Origin of the sequence: Micromonospora sp. CB01531, from assembly GCF_001905095.1 — a bacterium.
GTDB lineage: Bacteria > Actinomycetota > Actinomycetes > Mycobacteriales > Micromonosporaceae > Micromonospora.
Genome location: NZ_LWLS01000069.1, coordinates 19,856 through 34,140 on the forward strand (window position 1 = coordinate 19,856; position 14,285 = coordinate 34,140).

The following is a 14,285-nucleotide window of genomic DNA, read 5'->3' on the forward strand; positions in this document are numbered from 1 at the left end:
AGGGACGACATCGTAGGACACCGGCCTCCTCACCGCTCGCCGGGATGCGCCGACCGTCCGGCCGACGTCCTGTACAACCGGCCCGGGGGCCGGCGTTGTTCCGCGCCGACCCGCCACCCCGCCCGGTCGGCAAAGGGCAATGCTACCCGTACGCAGGGTCCCCCGCCCCTCCGCCGGACGGACCGCGCCGGGGCGGCCCGACCGGTCCAGGGGTCAAACGGTCAGCAGGGCATGGACCGGACGCGGGGCGAGCCGCTCCCGGCCTTTGAGGAAACCCAGCTCCAGCAGCACGGTGAAGCCGGCGACCGTGCCGCCGGCCCGCTCGACCAGGTCGAGGGTGGCCTCGGCCGTCCCGCCGGTGGCGAGCACGTCGTCCACCACCAGGACCCGGTGGCCGGCGGTGAAGGCGTCCTGGTGCACCTCCAGGGTCGCCTCGCCGTACTCCAGCGCGTACGAGGCGGCGTGCGTCGCGCGGGGCAGCTTGCCGGCCTTGCGCACCGGCACCACACCCACCCCGGACGCGTACGCGATGGCCGCGGCGAGCACGAACCCACGCGCCTCGATGCCGGCCACGGAGTCGAACGAGTCCCGCCCGTGGTACGCGATGATCCCGTCGATCACCTCGCGGAAGACGGCACCGTCGGCGAAGAGCGGCATCAAGTCCTTGAACATGACCCCCGGCTGGGGGAAGTCCGGCACGTCCAGCACCCGGCTGGCGACCAGCTGGGCGACCTCGGGGCCGCTGTCTCCCCGTACCCCGGTGGTGTGGGTCTCCGTCACGGTACGTCCCATGTCCCTTCGAAACGACGACGGCGTCCGTCATGCCGCTCGCACAGCATGACGGACGCCGTCCGGTCGATTCCTACCGGGTGTCCCGGGCAGGTCGGCGACGCTGGCGCGCCGCCGGAAGGTTGCCCGGTCAGCGGCGCTTGGCGCCGCCCGGCCGGTTGCCTCCGCCGCCGGAGCGGCCGCCGCGGGCACCGGTGGGACGCTTGCCCGCCGGCCGGGCGCCCACCTTCGGCGCGGCGCCGGCGAGGGCCGCCGCCTCCGGGTCGATGGCGTCGCCGTCGCCGGCCGCCACGGCCCGCGGCGCGCCCTTCGGGGCGACCTCGCCCCGGGCGATCGCGCCGCGCCGGGCCAGCACCCGCTTGTTGTGCGCGCTGATCCGCGGATCCTGGTTCTTCATCATCACCAGCAGTGGGGTGGCCAGCAGGATCGAGGTCAGGAAGGCGACGGCCATACCGACGAAGAGCACCAGACCGAGGTCCTTGAGCGTGCCGGCGCCGAGCAGACCCGCCCCGATGAACAACAGACCGCCAACCGGCAGCAGGGCGACCACCGAGGTGTTCAGCGACCGCATGAGGCTCTGGTTGAGCGCCAGGTTGGCCGCCTCGCCGTAGGTCATGTTGTTGTTCGCGGTGATGCCTCGGGTGTTCTCCTGGACCTTGTCGAAGACCACCACCACGTCGTAGAGCGCGAAGCCCAGGATGGTGAGGAAACCGATGATCGTGGAGGGGGTGACCTCGAAGCCGACCATCGAGTAGATGCCGGCGGTGAGGACCAGGTTGGTCAGCAGCGAGGCGATCGCCGCGACCGCCATCCGCCACTCGAAGCGGAGGATCAGGTAGACCGCCACCACCGCGATGAAGATCAGCAGACCGAGCACCGCGCGGGAGGTGACCTGGCTGCCCCACGCCTCGGAGACCTGGCTGCCGCTGATCTGGTCCGGCTGGATGCCGAACGACTGCGCCATCTCGGTCTTGACCGCGTTGGCCTGGTCGGCGCTGAGCTGACCGGTGCGCAGCTCGTAGTACTGGCCGCTGGTGCTGCCGACCTGCTGCGCGGTGACCACCTCGGCGCCGCCGCCCTTGGCGTGCAGGGCCGCGGTGACCTTCTCCTCGGCCTGGGCCAGGGTGCCGACGCTGGCCGGCACCTGGAACGAGTTGCCGCCGGCGAACTCGATGCCGAGTTTGAAGCCCTGGATGGCGAAGCTCAGCACGGCGACCAGCACCAGCACACCGGCGACGCCGAACCACAGCTTGCGCCGGCCGACGATGTTGAGATCGGCCTCGCCCCGGTAGAGCCGGGACGCCAGACCAGTCTTAGCCATCTCAGGCCTCCTTGACGCGCGGGTTGCGGGCGGTGGCCTGCTCGGCCGACCGGGCCGGCAGGGCCCGGCCGAGACCGCTGACCCGCGGGGACAGGAACGCCCGGGTCCGGGCGAACATCGTCATGATCGGGTGACGGAAGAGGAAGACGACCATCAGGTCGAGGACGGTCGCCAGGCCGAGCGCGAAGGCGAAGCCCTTCACCGCGCCGACCGAGACGAGGTAGAGCACCACGGCCGACATCAGGGTGATGGCGTTCGCCGAGATGATCGTCCGGCGGGCCCGGACCCACGCCCGCGGCACCGCGCTACGCGGGCTGCGTCCCTCCCGGATCTCGTCCTTGAGCCGCTCGAAGTAGATGACGAACGAGTCTGCCGCCACACCGAGTGAGACGATCATGCCGGCGATGCCGGCGAGGGTGAGGGTGAAGCCGATCGACCGGCCGAGCACCACCAGCGCGCCGAAGACCAGCAGCGCCGAGAGCACCAGGCTCAGGAAGATGACCGAGCCGAGCAGCCGGTAGTAGAAGAACGAGTAGATGATGACCAGCAGCATGCCGATGCCGGCCGCGAGCAGGCCCGCCTTGAGGTGGCTGTCACCCAGGGTCGCGGTGACGTTCTGCTGCTCCTGCGGCACGAAGGTCACCGGCAGGGCGCCGTAGCGCAGCTGGCTGGCCAGCTGGTTGGCGGTCTTGCTGTCGAAGTTGCCGGTGATCTGGGAGTCGCCGGTCAGCACGCCCTGGATCTCCGGGGAGGAGACGATCTCGTTGTCCAGCACCACTGCGACCCGGCACTTGCCGTCCTGGCCGAGCGCGGTCTGGTCGCAGGCCTGGCCCTCGTTGGTGAACGACTCGCGGGTCAGCGCGGTCCACTTCTCCTGGCCCTTGCTGGTGAAGTTAAGGCTCACCACCCAGGAGCTGGTCTGGTCGAGCTGAGCGGACGCGTTCTTGACGTCGGTGCCGACCACCTTCGCCTTGTCCAGCAGGTACTTGGCGCCGGACTCGCAGGCGACCGCCTGCTGGTTCTCGTCCTTGATCGACGCCGGCGGCCGCTTGTCGAGCTGCGCGCAGGTGATGGTCGGGACGTTGTACTGCATCTCGACCGGCAGCACCGCGATCTCCTGCGGGGAGAGGGTGCCGAACGGCTTGAGCTTCTCGGCCAGCGACGGATCCGCCGTGACATCGGCCGGGGCCTTCAGGCCGGTGGCGGCGGACCACGCGGCCGCGCCGACCTTCTGCTCGACGGCCTTGCGCTGCTCCTCGACGCCCTGCGGCACCGGGGCGGCGCTGGCGCTCGGGCTCGGCGCGGCGGCGCTCGCCGAGGCCGACGGGGTCGGCGCGGCGCTCGCGCTCGCCGTCGGGGCCATGCCGCCCTGCCCACCCGCGCTCGGCGAGGCGGTGGCCTGCGGCGCGGCGCTGCCCGACGGGGCCGGGCTGGCGCTACCCGACGGGGCCGGGGTGGCGCTGGCGCTCGGAGCCGGGGCGAGGGTGGCGCCGCTGCCGTCGGTGGCCTTGAGGACCTTGCGGAAGCGCAGCTCGGCCGCGCTACCGACGTCCGTCAGGTCCCGGTTGGAGCCGGGCAGGGAGATGACGATGTTGCGATTGCCCTCGGTGACCACCTCGGCCTCGGCCACGCCGTACGCGTTGACCCGGCTCTCGATGATCTGGCGCGCCTCCTCGAGGTTGGCGGCCGTCGGGGGCTTGCCGTCGACGCTGTTGGTGGCCTCCAGCGTCAGCCGGGTGCCGCCGATCAGGTCCAGGCCGAGCCGGGGCTCCAACCGGTCCTTCCAGCCACCGCTGGCGCCGCCCGAGAAGAACACCAAAAGATAGAGGACGACGAAGACGAGCCCGAGCACGGCGAGCTGCCGTCCGGGGCGCATCTGTCCCTGAGGTGGTGCCACGGCTGTCCTGTCTCCCTGTACGGTCGCGCCGCTGAGCAGCGGCGGCGAATGTCGGGCCGGGGGTGTCCGCCCGACGGCTCTGACGGGTCGACGCCGCCGGCCGACACGCCTCCCGGTTACGACGCGGCGGCGCCGGCCGGAATTCCCGTGCGTGTCGGCGCCGGGCGCCGACCCAACTATCCACTTGTGCGGGTGAATCCGCTGCCCCGTCCGGGGCCGGCGGTCACTCCTTGACGGTCTCCACGTCCTCGGCGGCCGGCTCGATCGTCTCGGGGCGCTCGGCCTGCTTGACCACCCGGGCGACGGCCGGGCGCGCGTACCGGGTCTGCACGCCCGGGGCGACCTCCAGCAGGACCGTCTCGTCCTCGACGGCGGTGACCGTGCCGTGGAGCCCACCGATGGTGACGACCTCATCGCCCGGGCCGAGCGCGGACTGCATCTGCTCAGCCTCGCGACGCCGCTTCTGCTGGGGGCGGATCATCATGAAGTACATGACCCCGAAAAGCAGAGCGATCATGAGGATCGGCGTCAGACTGCCGGCTCCCCCGCCACTCGCTGCTGCGTAAAGCACGGTTGTTGACCTTCCCATTGGCCTCCCGACCGGCACGAGGGGCGCCGGAGCGGAGGCGGATTCTCACGTCCTGTAGACCGCGCGAAGTCTAGTCCCTGCACCTGGGAACACCGAATGCGACCCAGATCACGTTCGGATCACGGCGTTTCAGGCTGCGCGGAGAACAGATCGGGCACGGGAGGGGCGTCGGTGCCAAATGTACCATTCGGCGGCGTACGCCCCAGATGGTGCCAGGCAGCCTCGGTGGCGACCCGACCCCGGGGCGTACGCGCCAGCAGCCCCGCCCGCACCAGGAACGGCTCGCAGACCTCCTCGACCGTGTCCGGCTGCTCCCCCACCGCCACGGCGAGGGTGGAGAGCCCCACCGGACCGCCCCGGAACGAGTCGACCAGCGCGATGAGCACCGCCCGGTCCAGCCGATCCAGCCCGAGCGCGTCGACGTCGTACACGGTCAGGGCGGCCTGGGCGGTCTCCCGGGTGACCACGCCGTCGGCCCGGACCTCGGCGAAGTCGCGGACCCGGCGCAGCAGCCGGTTGGCGATCCGGGGCGTCCCCCGCGACCGGCCGGCGATCTCGGCGGCGCCCTCGTCGGTGATCGGCACGCCGAGAATCCGCGCCGAGCGGTGCAGCAGCGACTCCAGGTCGGCCGGGGCGTAGAAGTCCAGGTGGGCGACGAAGCCGAACCGGTCCCGCATCGGCCCGGTGAGCAGGCCGGAGCGGGTGGTCGCGCCGACCAGGGTGAACGGCTCCACGTCCAGTGGGATCGCGGTCGCGCCGGGGCCCTTGCCGACCACCACGTCGACCCGGAAGTCCTCCATCGCGCTGTAGAGCAGCTCCTCGGCCGGCTTGGCGATCCGGTGGATCTCGTCGATGAACAGCACGTCGCCCTCGGCGAGGCTGGTCAGGATGGCGGCCAGATCGCCGGAGCGCTCGATGGCCGGCCCGCTGGTCACCCGGATCCCCGAACCCAACTCGGCCGCCACGATGTTGGCCAGGGTGGTCTTACCCAAGCCAGGCGGCCCCGACAAGAGGATGTGGTCGGGCGGGGAGCCGCGCCGCATCGCGCCCTTGAGCAGCAGGTCGAGCTGGTCGCGGACCCGGTGCTGGGCGATGAACTCCTCCAGGCGCTTCGGCCGGACGCTGGCCTCCGCGTCCCGTTCCGCGTCGCTGACGAAGGCCGAGACCAGGTTCTCCCCCGTCATCGGGTGCGGCCCAGGAGGCGGATGGCCTGCTTGAGCAGGACCGGCACCGGCGGGGTCGCCCCGTCGACGGTCTCGGCGACCGCGGCGACGGCCTGCTCGGCCTGGGCGGCCGTCCAACCGAGCCCGACCAGGGCCTGGCGCACCTGCTCCGGCCAGGCGCCCGCGGTCACCCCGGCCGCGCCGTCCGGACCGACCGGCACCGGGCCGATCCGGTCGCGCAGTTCGAGGACGAGGCGCTCCGCGCCCTTCTTGCCGATGCCCGGCACCCGGGTCAGCGCGGCGGTGTCGGCGTTGGCGATGGCCTTGCGGACCGCGTCCGGGGTGTGCACGGCGAGCACCGCCTGGGCCAGCCGGGGGCCCACCCCGCTGGCGGTTTGCAGCAGCTCGAAGAGCTGCTTGGCGTCGTCGTCGGCGAAGCCGTAGAGGGTGAGCGAGTCCTCCCGGACGACCAGGCTGGTGGCGAGCCGGGCCGGCTGGCCGACCCGCAGCTCGGCGAGGGTGCCGGGGGCGCACTGCACCGCCAGGCCGATGCCGCCCACCTCCACCACCGCGTGGTCCGGACCGGTCGCGGTCACCGTGCCGCGCACGCTGGCGATCATCGGGTTCCTCCTCGTCGTGCCCGCTCGGCCGCGGCGGCCAGCTTAGATCGGGTCCCGCCGCGCCAGATGTGGCAGATGGCCAGGGCCAGGGCGTCGGCGGCGTCGGCGGGCCGGGGCGGCTCGGGCAGCCGCAGCAGCCGGGTGACCATCGCGGTCATCTGTGCCTTGTCGGCCTGACCGGAACCGGTCACCGCCGCCTTGACCTCGCTGGGGGTGTAGGTCTGCACGGGCAGCCCGACGCGCGCGCCGGCGAGCACGGCGATCCCGCTGGCCTGGGCGGTGCCCATCACGGTGCGGACGTTGTGCTGGCTGAACACCCGCTCCACGGCGACCGCGTCCGGCCGGTGTTCGGCGATCAGATCGGCGAGCGAGCGGTCCAGGTGCAGCAGGCGCAGCGGCAGTTCGTCCTCGGGATCGGTGTAGACGACGTAGTAGGCGACCAGCGTGCAGGGCCGCCCCGGCACGCCCTCGACCACGCCGACCCCGCACCGGGTCAGCCCCGGGTCGACGCCGAGCACCCGCACGCCGCCTCCTCCCCGACCGCCAGCAGTACGTGTGTTCGACACCCTACCGATCCACTCCGATGCCCGTCGGGGCGGACACGCCGTCGGGGGCGAACCGCCGAGCGACGCACCACCCGCTACATCCGAGCGTCGTCGATCGCGACGGACACCCGGACCACGTCGCCGTCGTCCTTGCCGGCCCTGATCCGCGCCGGCACGGGCAGCAGCCAGCCGTGCCGCCGATCCCGCCAGACGCTGGTCGACCAGGTGCGGCCGTCCACGGTGGCGACAACCGGCACCCGGCCGAACGGCCCGGCCGCGGACGGGGCGTACGCCTCCGGCACCGGGGCGAAGACCCATCCGCCCGCGCCCGACCACCGGAACAGGCTGGCCGGGAAGCTGGCCGCCGGCTCGGAGCTGTCCGCCCGTCCGGTGCCTGCCCGGGTCTCCGTCACGTCCCACCGTCCGTCGCGCTCCGCCACCCGCTGCCGATGCCTGCCGCCGGTCACTCTGCCAGGCACCTCCGACACAGCCGGCCGGCGAGCCGGGCGACGGCGCCGACCGCCAGGGCCAGCCGGGGCGGCGCGGGTCGCGTCCGCCCACACACCCCTCGGGCGGAGTATGTGTCCGCACGCCATGTGCGCCCGGCCACACAGCTCGTAACTTCATGCGCCATGACGGCAGAACCCGTGGCGGTCCCCCACGTCGTACGCGTCGACCTCTCCGGTCGCAGCGCCCTGGTGACCGGTGGTGGCAGCGGCATCGGACGGGCCTGCGCCCTGCGCCTGGCGGCGGCCGGCGCGGCGGTGCTGGTGGTCGACCGCAACGTGGAGGCGGCCAAGGCGGTGGCCGCCGAAGCCGCCGGCCGCGCCGAGGGGATCGACCTAGCCGACCCGGCCGCGGTGGACCGGCTGGACGTCGACGTGGACATCGTGGTCAACAACGCCGGCCTGCAGCACGTCGCGCCGGTCCAGGACTTCCCCGTCGAGCGCTTCGAGTACATCCAGCGGGTGATGGTGGAGGCGCCGTTCCGGCTGATCCGGCGGTCGCTGCCGCACATGTACGCCAACGGCTGGGGACGGATCGTCAACATCTCCTCGGTGCACGGGCTGCGCGCCTCGCCGTACAAGGCGGCGTACGTCTCGGCCAAGCACGCCCTGGAGGGGTTGTCGAAGGTGGTCGCCCTGGAGGGCGCCGCGCACGGGGTGACCGCCAACTGCATCAACCCGGCGTACGTGCGGACGGCGCTGGTGGAGAGCCAGATCGCCGACCAGGCGGCCACCCACGGCATCGGCGAGGACGAGGTGGTCGAGAAGATCATGCTGGCCCGGGCGGCGATCAAGCGGCTGATCGAGCCAGAGGAGGTGGCGGAACTGGTGGCGTACCTGTGCTCCCCGCCGGCCTCGTTCATCACCGGCGCCTCGATCGCCCTCGACGGGGGCTGGACGGCGAACTAGTGGCGCCCCGCACAATGTCGGTCATGTCGTCGCCGGTTGAGTTTCTCGAGCTGCTGGCCCGGGAGGCCGCCGCGGTGGAGTTCGAAGGGCCGTTGGTCGCGGCCCGGGCCGCCGGCCTGCCGGCCGAGCGGCTCGCCGAGTTGGAGCAGGCGAAGGTGGTGGCGCTGCGGGTCCGCGCGCTGCTGGAGCGCCGGCGCCGCCGGGAGATCGAGCTCTCCGGCCTGTACGACACGGCCAGCGACCTGGCCGGGCTGCGCGACCTGGACGACGTCCTGCGGGCCATCGTGCACCGGGCCCGGAACCTGCTGGGCACCGACGTGGCGTACATGACGCTCAACGACGAGGAGCGCGGCGACACGTACATGCGGGTCACCGACGGCTCGATCTCGGCCCGGTTCCAGCGGCTGCGACTGGAGATGGGCGACGGCCTGGGCGGCCTGGTGGCCCAGACCGGCACCCCCTACGTCACCAGCAACTACCAGGTGGACGACCGGTTCAAGCACACCGGGGAAATCGACGGCGGGGTGGGCGAGGAGGGCCTGGTGGCGATCCTCGGGGTGCCGCTGCGGCTCGGGTCGAGCGTGATCGGCGTGCTGTACGCGGCCAACCGGTCGGCCCGGCCGTTCGCCCGGGAGGAGGTGTCGCTGCTGGTCTCCCTCGCGGCGCACGCGGCGGTGGCGATCGACACCGCCCGGCTGCTCGCGGAGACCCGCTCGGCGCTGGAGGAACTGTCGGCGGCGAACAGCACCATCCGGGCGCACAGCAGCTCGGTGGAGCGGGCCGCTGCCGCACACGACCGGATGACCGCCCTGGTGGTACGCGGCGGTGGGATGGAGGACGTGGCGGCGGCGGTGACCGAGGTGCTCGGCGGGGCGTTGCTGGCGCTGGACGCCGAGGGGCGGCGGTTGGCCCGGGTGGGCGAGATCGACGAGCCGGACCGGGCCGACATCGTGGAGGCGGTGGCCGCGTCCCGGACCGAGGGGCGCAGCGTGCGCCGCGGCCCGCTCTGGTACGCCGCGGTGGTGGCCGGCGCGGAGAACCTGGGCGCGCTGGTGCTGCGCCCGGACGGGGAGCTGGTCGACGCGGACCAGCGGATCCTCGAGCGGGCGGCGCTGGTGACCGCGCTGCTGCTGCTGTTCCGGCGGACCGTGGCCGAGGCCGAGGGCCGGGTCCGGGGCGAGCTGCTGGACGACCTGATCGCCCGGCCGCTGCGGGACACCGACGCGCTGCGCAGCCGGGCCCGCCGCCTCGGGGTGGACCTGGACGCCCCGCATGTGCTGGTGGCCGTGGGCGACGACGCCATCGCCGCGACCGGCTCGGCCCGGCAGCGGGTGCTCTCCTGGGCCACCACGTACGCCTCGACGCGGGGCGGGCTGGCCGCGGCGCGGGACGGCCGGGTGGTGCTGATGCTGCCCGGCAAGGACGCCGGCGGCGCGGCGCGCGCGGTGGCCCGGGACCTGTCCCGGGTGACCGGCCGGCCGGTGACCGCCGGCGCGAGCGGGCCGTCCACCGGGCCGGCGTCGCTGGCCACCACATTCGCCGAGGCGGAACGGTGCCTGACCGCGCTGGGCGCGCTGGGCCGCGCCGGGCAGGGCGCGAGCACGGCCGAGCTGGGCTTCGTCGGGCTGCTGCTGGGCGCGGTCGGGGACTCGGGCGACCGGGACGTCGCCCGGTTCCTCACCGCGACCGTGGGGCCGGTGGTGGACTACGACGCCCGGCGGGGCACCGCGCTGGTCAAGACGCTGGAGGCGTACTTCGGGGTGGGCGGCAGCCTGGCCCGGGCGGCGGAGCTGCTGCACGTGCACGTCAACACGGTCACCCAGCGGCTGGAGCGGGTCGGGCAGCTGCTCGGCGCGGACTGGCAGAAGCCGGAACGCGCCCTGGAGGTGCAGTTGGCGCTCCGCCTGCACCGGCTGCGTACCCCCGCCGGCTGAGCCACCGCGGCAGGTGCGGCGGATGCCCCACCGGCTCGCCGGTCCGGCGGGAAGCGGGTGGCCCGGACACCGCCGCGGCGCCGGTGTCGGGTCATCCGGCGGAGGCGACCTCGGTCAGCGGGCGCGGAGGCCGTCCAGGACGGCGTCGACGATCCGCTCGGGCAGGATCCGGTCGTCCAGTTCGGGCTGCCAGCGCAGCATCCGCTGCATCAGCATCGGCCCGCTCAGCAACGCCATCGCCAGCTCGACGTCCAGGTCGGCGCGGAGTTCCCCGCTGCGTACGCCGCGCTCGAGCACCTGGCGCATCAGCTTCCGGCGCGGTTCGACCATGGTCTGGTAGAGCCGGTAGTGGGCCGGGCTGCGGTTCACCTCGGGCACCAGGCAGGGCATGATCTTCGCGGCCCGGGGATCGACGTTGTGCCCGATCGCGCCGACCAGGAGCACCATGTCGTCCCGGACGGAGTGGCCGGCCGGCTGGGGCGGGGTGCCCTTGAGGGTGCGCAGCGCGTCGAGCAGCAGGGCGTCCTTGCCGGGCCACCGGCGGTAGATGGTGGCCTTGCCGACCCCGGCGCGGGCGGCGATCGCCTCGATGGAGAGCGTCTCGATCGTGTTGCCCTCGGCGAGCAGGTCCAGGGTCGCCTGCACGATCGCCTCGTCCGCGCGGATGCTCCGCGGTCGCCCGGGCGACCGCGGAGCATCGGCGGTGGAACTCATGTCAGACATTGTCGCCGAACCTACGCGGTCCCAGCCAACTCCGGTTCGGCGGCCGCTCGGGCGTCGGCCGGAGCGAGCACCGGGCGGCCCGGCATCCAGCGGAGCACGATGACGATGCCGAGCGCGGCCACCAGCGCGGAGAGCCCCGCCGCCCAGTGCATCGCCGACACGAAAGAGTCGTTGGCCGCGGCGATCAGCCGCGGCGCGGCCGGCCCGAGCTGCGCCGCCGCCGCGTACGCGCCGGAGATGGACTCCTCGGCCGCCGCCCGGGCCGGGGCGGGCAGGCCGTCGAGCGCCGTGACGACGTCGCCCCGGTAGACCGCGGAGAGCACCGAGCCGAGCACCGCCACGCCGAGCGCACCGGCCACCTGGCGGACGGTGTTGCTGACCGCCGAGCCGACGCCGGCCTTCTCCCGAGGCAGCGCCGACATGATCGACTCCGTGGCCGGTGGCATGATGTTGGCCATCCCGGTGCCCTGGAGGAAGGTCAGGACCAGGACGATCCAGATCGGTGTGACCGCGTCGACGAAGACGAACGCGCCGAGCGCCACCGCGGTCAACGCGAGGCCGACCAGCGCGACGGCCCGACCACCGAAGCGGCGGACCATCGCCGCGCTGCGCGGCGCGAAGAACAGCTGCGCCGCGGCGAACGGCAGGAAGAGCAGACCGGTCTCCAGCGGGCTGTAGCCGCGGACCAGCTGGAGGTAGAACGCGTTGAAGAACATCACGCCCATCGCGGCGAAGAACACCAGCCCGACCAGCGCCACCGGGGCGGCGAACCGGGGCACCCGGAACAGCCGGACGTCCAGCGACGGGTGGTCGCTACGCAGCTCGTGGGAGACGAACCAGGCCAGCACGGCCAGCCCGCCGACGATGGCGACCCAGACCGGCAGTCGGTCGAAGCCGTGCTCGCCGCCGTCGATGATGCCGTAGGTGAGCGCGACCAGGCCGACCACGGACAGCAGCACGCCGAAAAGGTCCACCCGGCCCGGGTTCGGGTCGCGGGACTCCGGCACCAGCAGCGCAACTAGCACCACGCCGAGCACCACCACCGGCACGTTGATCAGGAAGACCGAGCCCCACCAGTAGTGCTCCAGCAGGGCGCCGCCGAGGACCGGACCGATCGCCACGGCGAGGCCGACCGCACCGGCCCAGACACCGATCGCCCGGGCCCGCTCCCGGGGGTCGAAGACGTTGGAGATGATCGACAGCGTCACCGGCATGATGGCCGCGCCACCGACACCCATCAGGGCGCGGGCGCCGATCAGCTGCGCCGGGTCCTGGGCGTACGCCGACAGCAGCGACGCCAGGCCGAACAGTGCCAGGCCGACCAGCAGGAAACGCTTGCGGCCGAGGCGGTCGCCCAGGACGCCGAAGGTGAAGAGCAGACCGGCGAACACCAGTGTGTAGGAGTTGATGGCCCACTCCAGCTCGCCCTGGCTAGCACCGAGGCCGTGCACCGGGTCGGCCAGGGTACGCAGGGCGACGTTGAGAATCGTGTTGTCGAGGACGACCACGAGGAGGCTGATCACCAGCACCCCCAGGATCGCCCACCTCCTCGGGTGTCCGGTGTTCTCGTGCGGTTCCATCCCGGTTCTCCCCCCGGTTCACCCGCGTCGAAATACGATACGGGGCAGACTCGTAACGGCCCGAGCGTAAGCGAGCGAGTTTCGATACGGAACCGGTTCGTATCGTTTGTGCCCCAGGTCACGTGCCCGGTCAGGCTTTGATCCCTCCGCCGGCCACGGCGCGCCACACCCCCGTGGTCCGGCGCCGTCCGAATGCCCACCCTCCGTGGTTCGCCCCCGTGTACGGGGCCGGCGCCGCACCCTGACTAGCCCGCCCTCATCCCGCACCCGTGCGCCCAGTGGCGCACTTTCGCCGAAAGTGAGGCCTTCCGGCGGCCCGAGGGGCCACTTTCCCCGAAAGTGTCGCCTCGTTCGTTGTGCCGGGGCGGTGATCGACTCCGTGTTTGTTGCGCCGGGGCGGTGATCGACTCCGTGTGCGGTATGTGGGGGTGTCGTGGGTGCCGGATACCGCCTCGTGCGGTACCTGGAGTGGATCTACGGGGGTTGCCGGCCGCCCGGGCGTTGTGGCTGGCGATGTCCGGTTTGCGGGTGACGGTCGGCATCCTCTGCCTGGAATCTCCGGCGGCCGGGGGTCGTTGGACACGGGTGCACGGCCGAGTAAGGCACCCCGCGAGCCGGGGTGGCCAGGCCCGGAATGATGGCGGGCCCCGGTCGTTGTACATGAACCACGCGACCGATGCCCGGTGAGCCGGGGTGGTCGGGCCCGGAATGATGGTGGGCCGCCGGTCGTTGCACATGAACCACGCGACCGATGCCCCCGTGTGGTGGGGTGGTCGGGCCCGGAATGTTGGCGGGCCGCCGGTCGTTGGACATGGTCCCGGCGCCGCAAAGAGGCGAACAGCTGTTGCCCCGCGAGCTAGCCGGTCGAAGACTTTCCCCCTCTTTTGAGCGCCTGACGGTGCTTGCGCGCCCTGCTCACCCCCATGGGCGGTGTGTGCGCCAACCCCCGAATGGAGCTTTCGTCATGAACTCGATGCTGCGTAAGACTGTTCTTGGTGTTGCTGGTCTGGCTTTCACCGGTGGTGTGTTCGCCGGTCCGATCGCCGCCCACGCCGATGCCCCGGTCACCACTGCCAAGCCGGTGGCGGCCGTGCAGGCCGACAAGCCGGACATGGGCAAGCTGATCCCGCATGGTGTGCAGGGCGCCCAGTCGAAGATCACCCTGAACGACGAGCAGACCGCCAACGCGAAGGCGATCATCGCCGCGACGAAGAAGGCTGGTCTGCCGGAGCGGGCCGCGGTGATCTCGATCGCCACGAGTCTGCAGGAGTCGAAGTTGGAGAACCTGGGCCACCTCGGCGACAAGAATGACCATGACTCGCTGGGCCTGTTCCAGCAGCGCCCGAGCTCGGGTTGGGGTACGCCGGAGCAGATCACGGACCCGGAGTACGCGACCCTGGCGTTTGAGAAGGGTCTGAAGCAGGTCGACGGGTGGCAGGACATGCCGCTGACCAAGGCCGCGCAGACGGTGCAGGTGTCGGCCTACCCGGATGCCTACGCCCAGTGGGAGCAGCAGGCCGCTGACCTGGTCGCCCAGCACTGGAACAGCTGACCCACCTGATCAGCTGACCAACTGAAGAACACGCAGAAGCCGCTGGCCGGCACCCGAACGCGGGTGCCGGCCAGCAGCCGTTTCCGGAACCTTGGACAGCCGCCCGTCAGCGCTGACCGGAACCGTCAAAGATCCCGAAGCGCGCACTGGCGCAGCA

Annotated in this window: 13 protein-coding genes; 3 read left to right on the forward strand and 10 right to left on the reverse strand. The window is 72.5% G+C overall.

All coding sequences use genetic code 11. The features are described from left to right. Nucleotides 1–213: 213 nt before the first annotated feature. The 8 genes from A6A27_RS17775 to A6A27_RS42235 form a co-directional block, all read right to left on the reverse strand. A complete protein-coding gene (locus A6A27_RS17775) occupies nt 214–780 on the reverse strand; it encodes an adenine phosphoribosyltransferase (RefSeq protein WP_073835843.1) in 567 nt (188 codons plus the stop codon). A gap of 139 nt (nt 781–919) precedes the next feature. Beyond that, complete coding sequence (gene secF / locus A6A27_RS17780; RefSeq protein WP_073835737.1) at nt 920–2,110, reverse strand: protein translocase subunit SecF; 1,191 nt, start codon at nt 2,108–2,110, stop codon at nt 920–922. A 1-nt stretch (nt 2,111) separates the two neighbouring features. Then, nucleotides 2,112–4,007, reverse strand: a complete 1,896-nt coding sequence (gene secD, locus A6A27_RS17785) for a protein translocase subunit SecD (protein WP_198940347.1) — start codon at nt 4,005–4,007, stop codon at nt 2,112–2,114. A gap of 223 nt (nt 4,008–4,230) precedes the next feature. Further along, nucleotides 4,231–4,578, reverse strand: a complete 348-nt coding sequence (gene yajC, locus A6A27_RS17790; RefSeq protein ID WP_198940348.1) for a preprotein translocase subunit YajC — start codon at nt 4,576–4,578, stop codon at nt 4,231–4,233. 137 nt (nt 4,579–4,715) lie between these two features. Continuing rightward, nucleotides 4,716–5,780 (reverse strand): Holliday junction branch migration DNA helicase RuvB, encoded by a 1,065-nt coding sequence (gene ruvB, locus A6A27_RS17795; protein ID WP_073835739.1) that lies wholly within the window; start codon nt 5,778–5,780, stop codon nt 4,716–4,718. Beyond that, nucleotides 5,777–6,379: a Holliday junction branch migration protein RuvA gene (ruvA, locus tag A6A27_RS17800; RefSeq protein WP_073835740.1), complete on the reverse strand. Its 603-nt coding sequence runs from the start codon at nt 6,377–6,379 to the stop codon at nt 5,777–5,779. The genes ruvB and ruvA overlap by 4 nt, the downstream gene beginning before the upstream one ends. Beyond that, entirely contained in the window at nt 6,376–6,903 is a 528-nt protein-coding gene (gene ruvC, locus A6A27_RS17805; protein WP_073835741.1) for a crossover junction endodeoxyribonuclease RuvC, read from the reverse strand. The genes ruvA and ruvC overlap by 4 nt, the downstream gene beginning before the upstream one ends. 116 nt (nt 6,904–7,019) lie before the next feature. Next, nucleotides 7,020–7,391, reverse strand: a complete 372-nt coding sequence (locus tag A6A27_RS42235; protein WP_158074002.1) for a DUF1905 domain-containing protein — start codon at nt 7,389–7,391, stop codon at nt 7,020–7,022. Nucleotides 7,392–7,556: 165 nt separating this feature from the next. On the opposite strand from A6A27_RS42235, the gene A6A27_RS17815 reads away from it, so the two are divergent. Both A6A27_RS17815 and A6A27_RS17820 read left to right on the forward strand, forming a co-directional pair. Beyond that, nucleotides 7,557–8,339 carry a 3-hydroxybutyrate dehydrogenase gene (locus A6A27_RS17815; RefSeq protein ID WP_073835742.1) on the forward strand — a complete coding sequence of 261 codons (783 nt, stop codon included), beginning with the start codon at nt 7,557–7,559 and terminating at the stop codon, nt 8,337–8,339. Nucleotides 8,340–8,353: 14 nt separating this feature from the next. Then, nucleotides 8,354–10,273, forward strand: a complete 1,920-nt coding sequence (locus A6A27_RS17820; RefSeq protein ID WP_073835743.1) for a helix-turn-helix domain-containing protein — start codon at nt 8,354–8,356, stop codon at nt 10,271–10,273. Between the two features lie 114 nt (nt 10,274–10,387). Here A6A27_RS17820 and A6A27_RS17825 read toward each other — a convergent pair whose 3' ends face one another. Both A6A27_RS17825 and A6A27_RS17830 read right to left on the reverse strand, forming a co-directional pair. Continuing rightward, complete coding sequence (locus A6A27_RS17825; RefSeq protein WP_073835744.1) at nt 10,388–10,996, reverse strand: TetR/AcrR family transcriptional regulator; 609 nt, start codon at nt 10,994–10,996, stop codon at nt 10,388–10,390. A gap of 11 nt (nt 10,997–11,007) precedes the next feature. Continuing rightward, a complete protein-coding gene (locus A6A27_RS17830; RefSeq protein WP_073835745.1) occupies nt 11,008–12,576 on the reverse strand; it encodes an MFS transporter in 1,569 nt (522 codons plus the stop codon). 964 nt (nt 12,577–13,540) lie between these two features. Between A6A27_RS17830 and A6A27_RS17835 the strand changes: the two genes are divergently transcribed. Then, nucleotides 13,541–14,128 carry a hypothetical protein gene (locus tag A6A27_RS17835; RefSeq protein WP_073835746.1) on the forward strand — a complete coding sequence of 196 codons (588 nt, stop codon included), beginning with the start codon at nt 13,541–13,543 and terminating at the stop codon, nt 14,126–14,128. Nucleotides 14,129–14,285 lie beyond the last annotated feature (157 nt).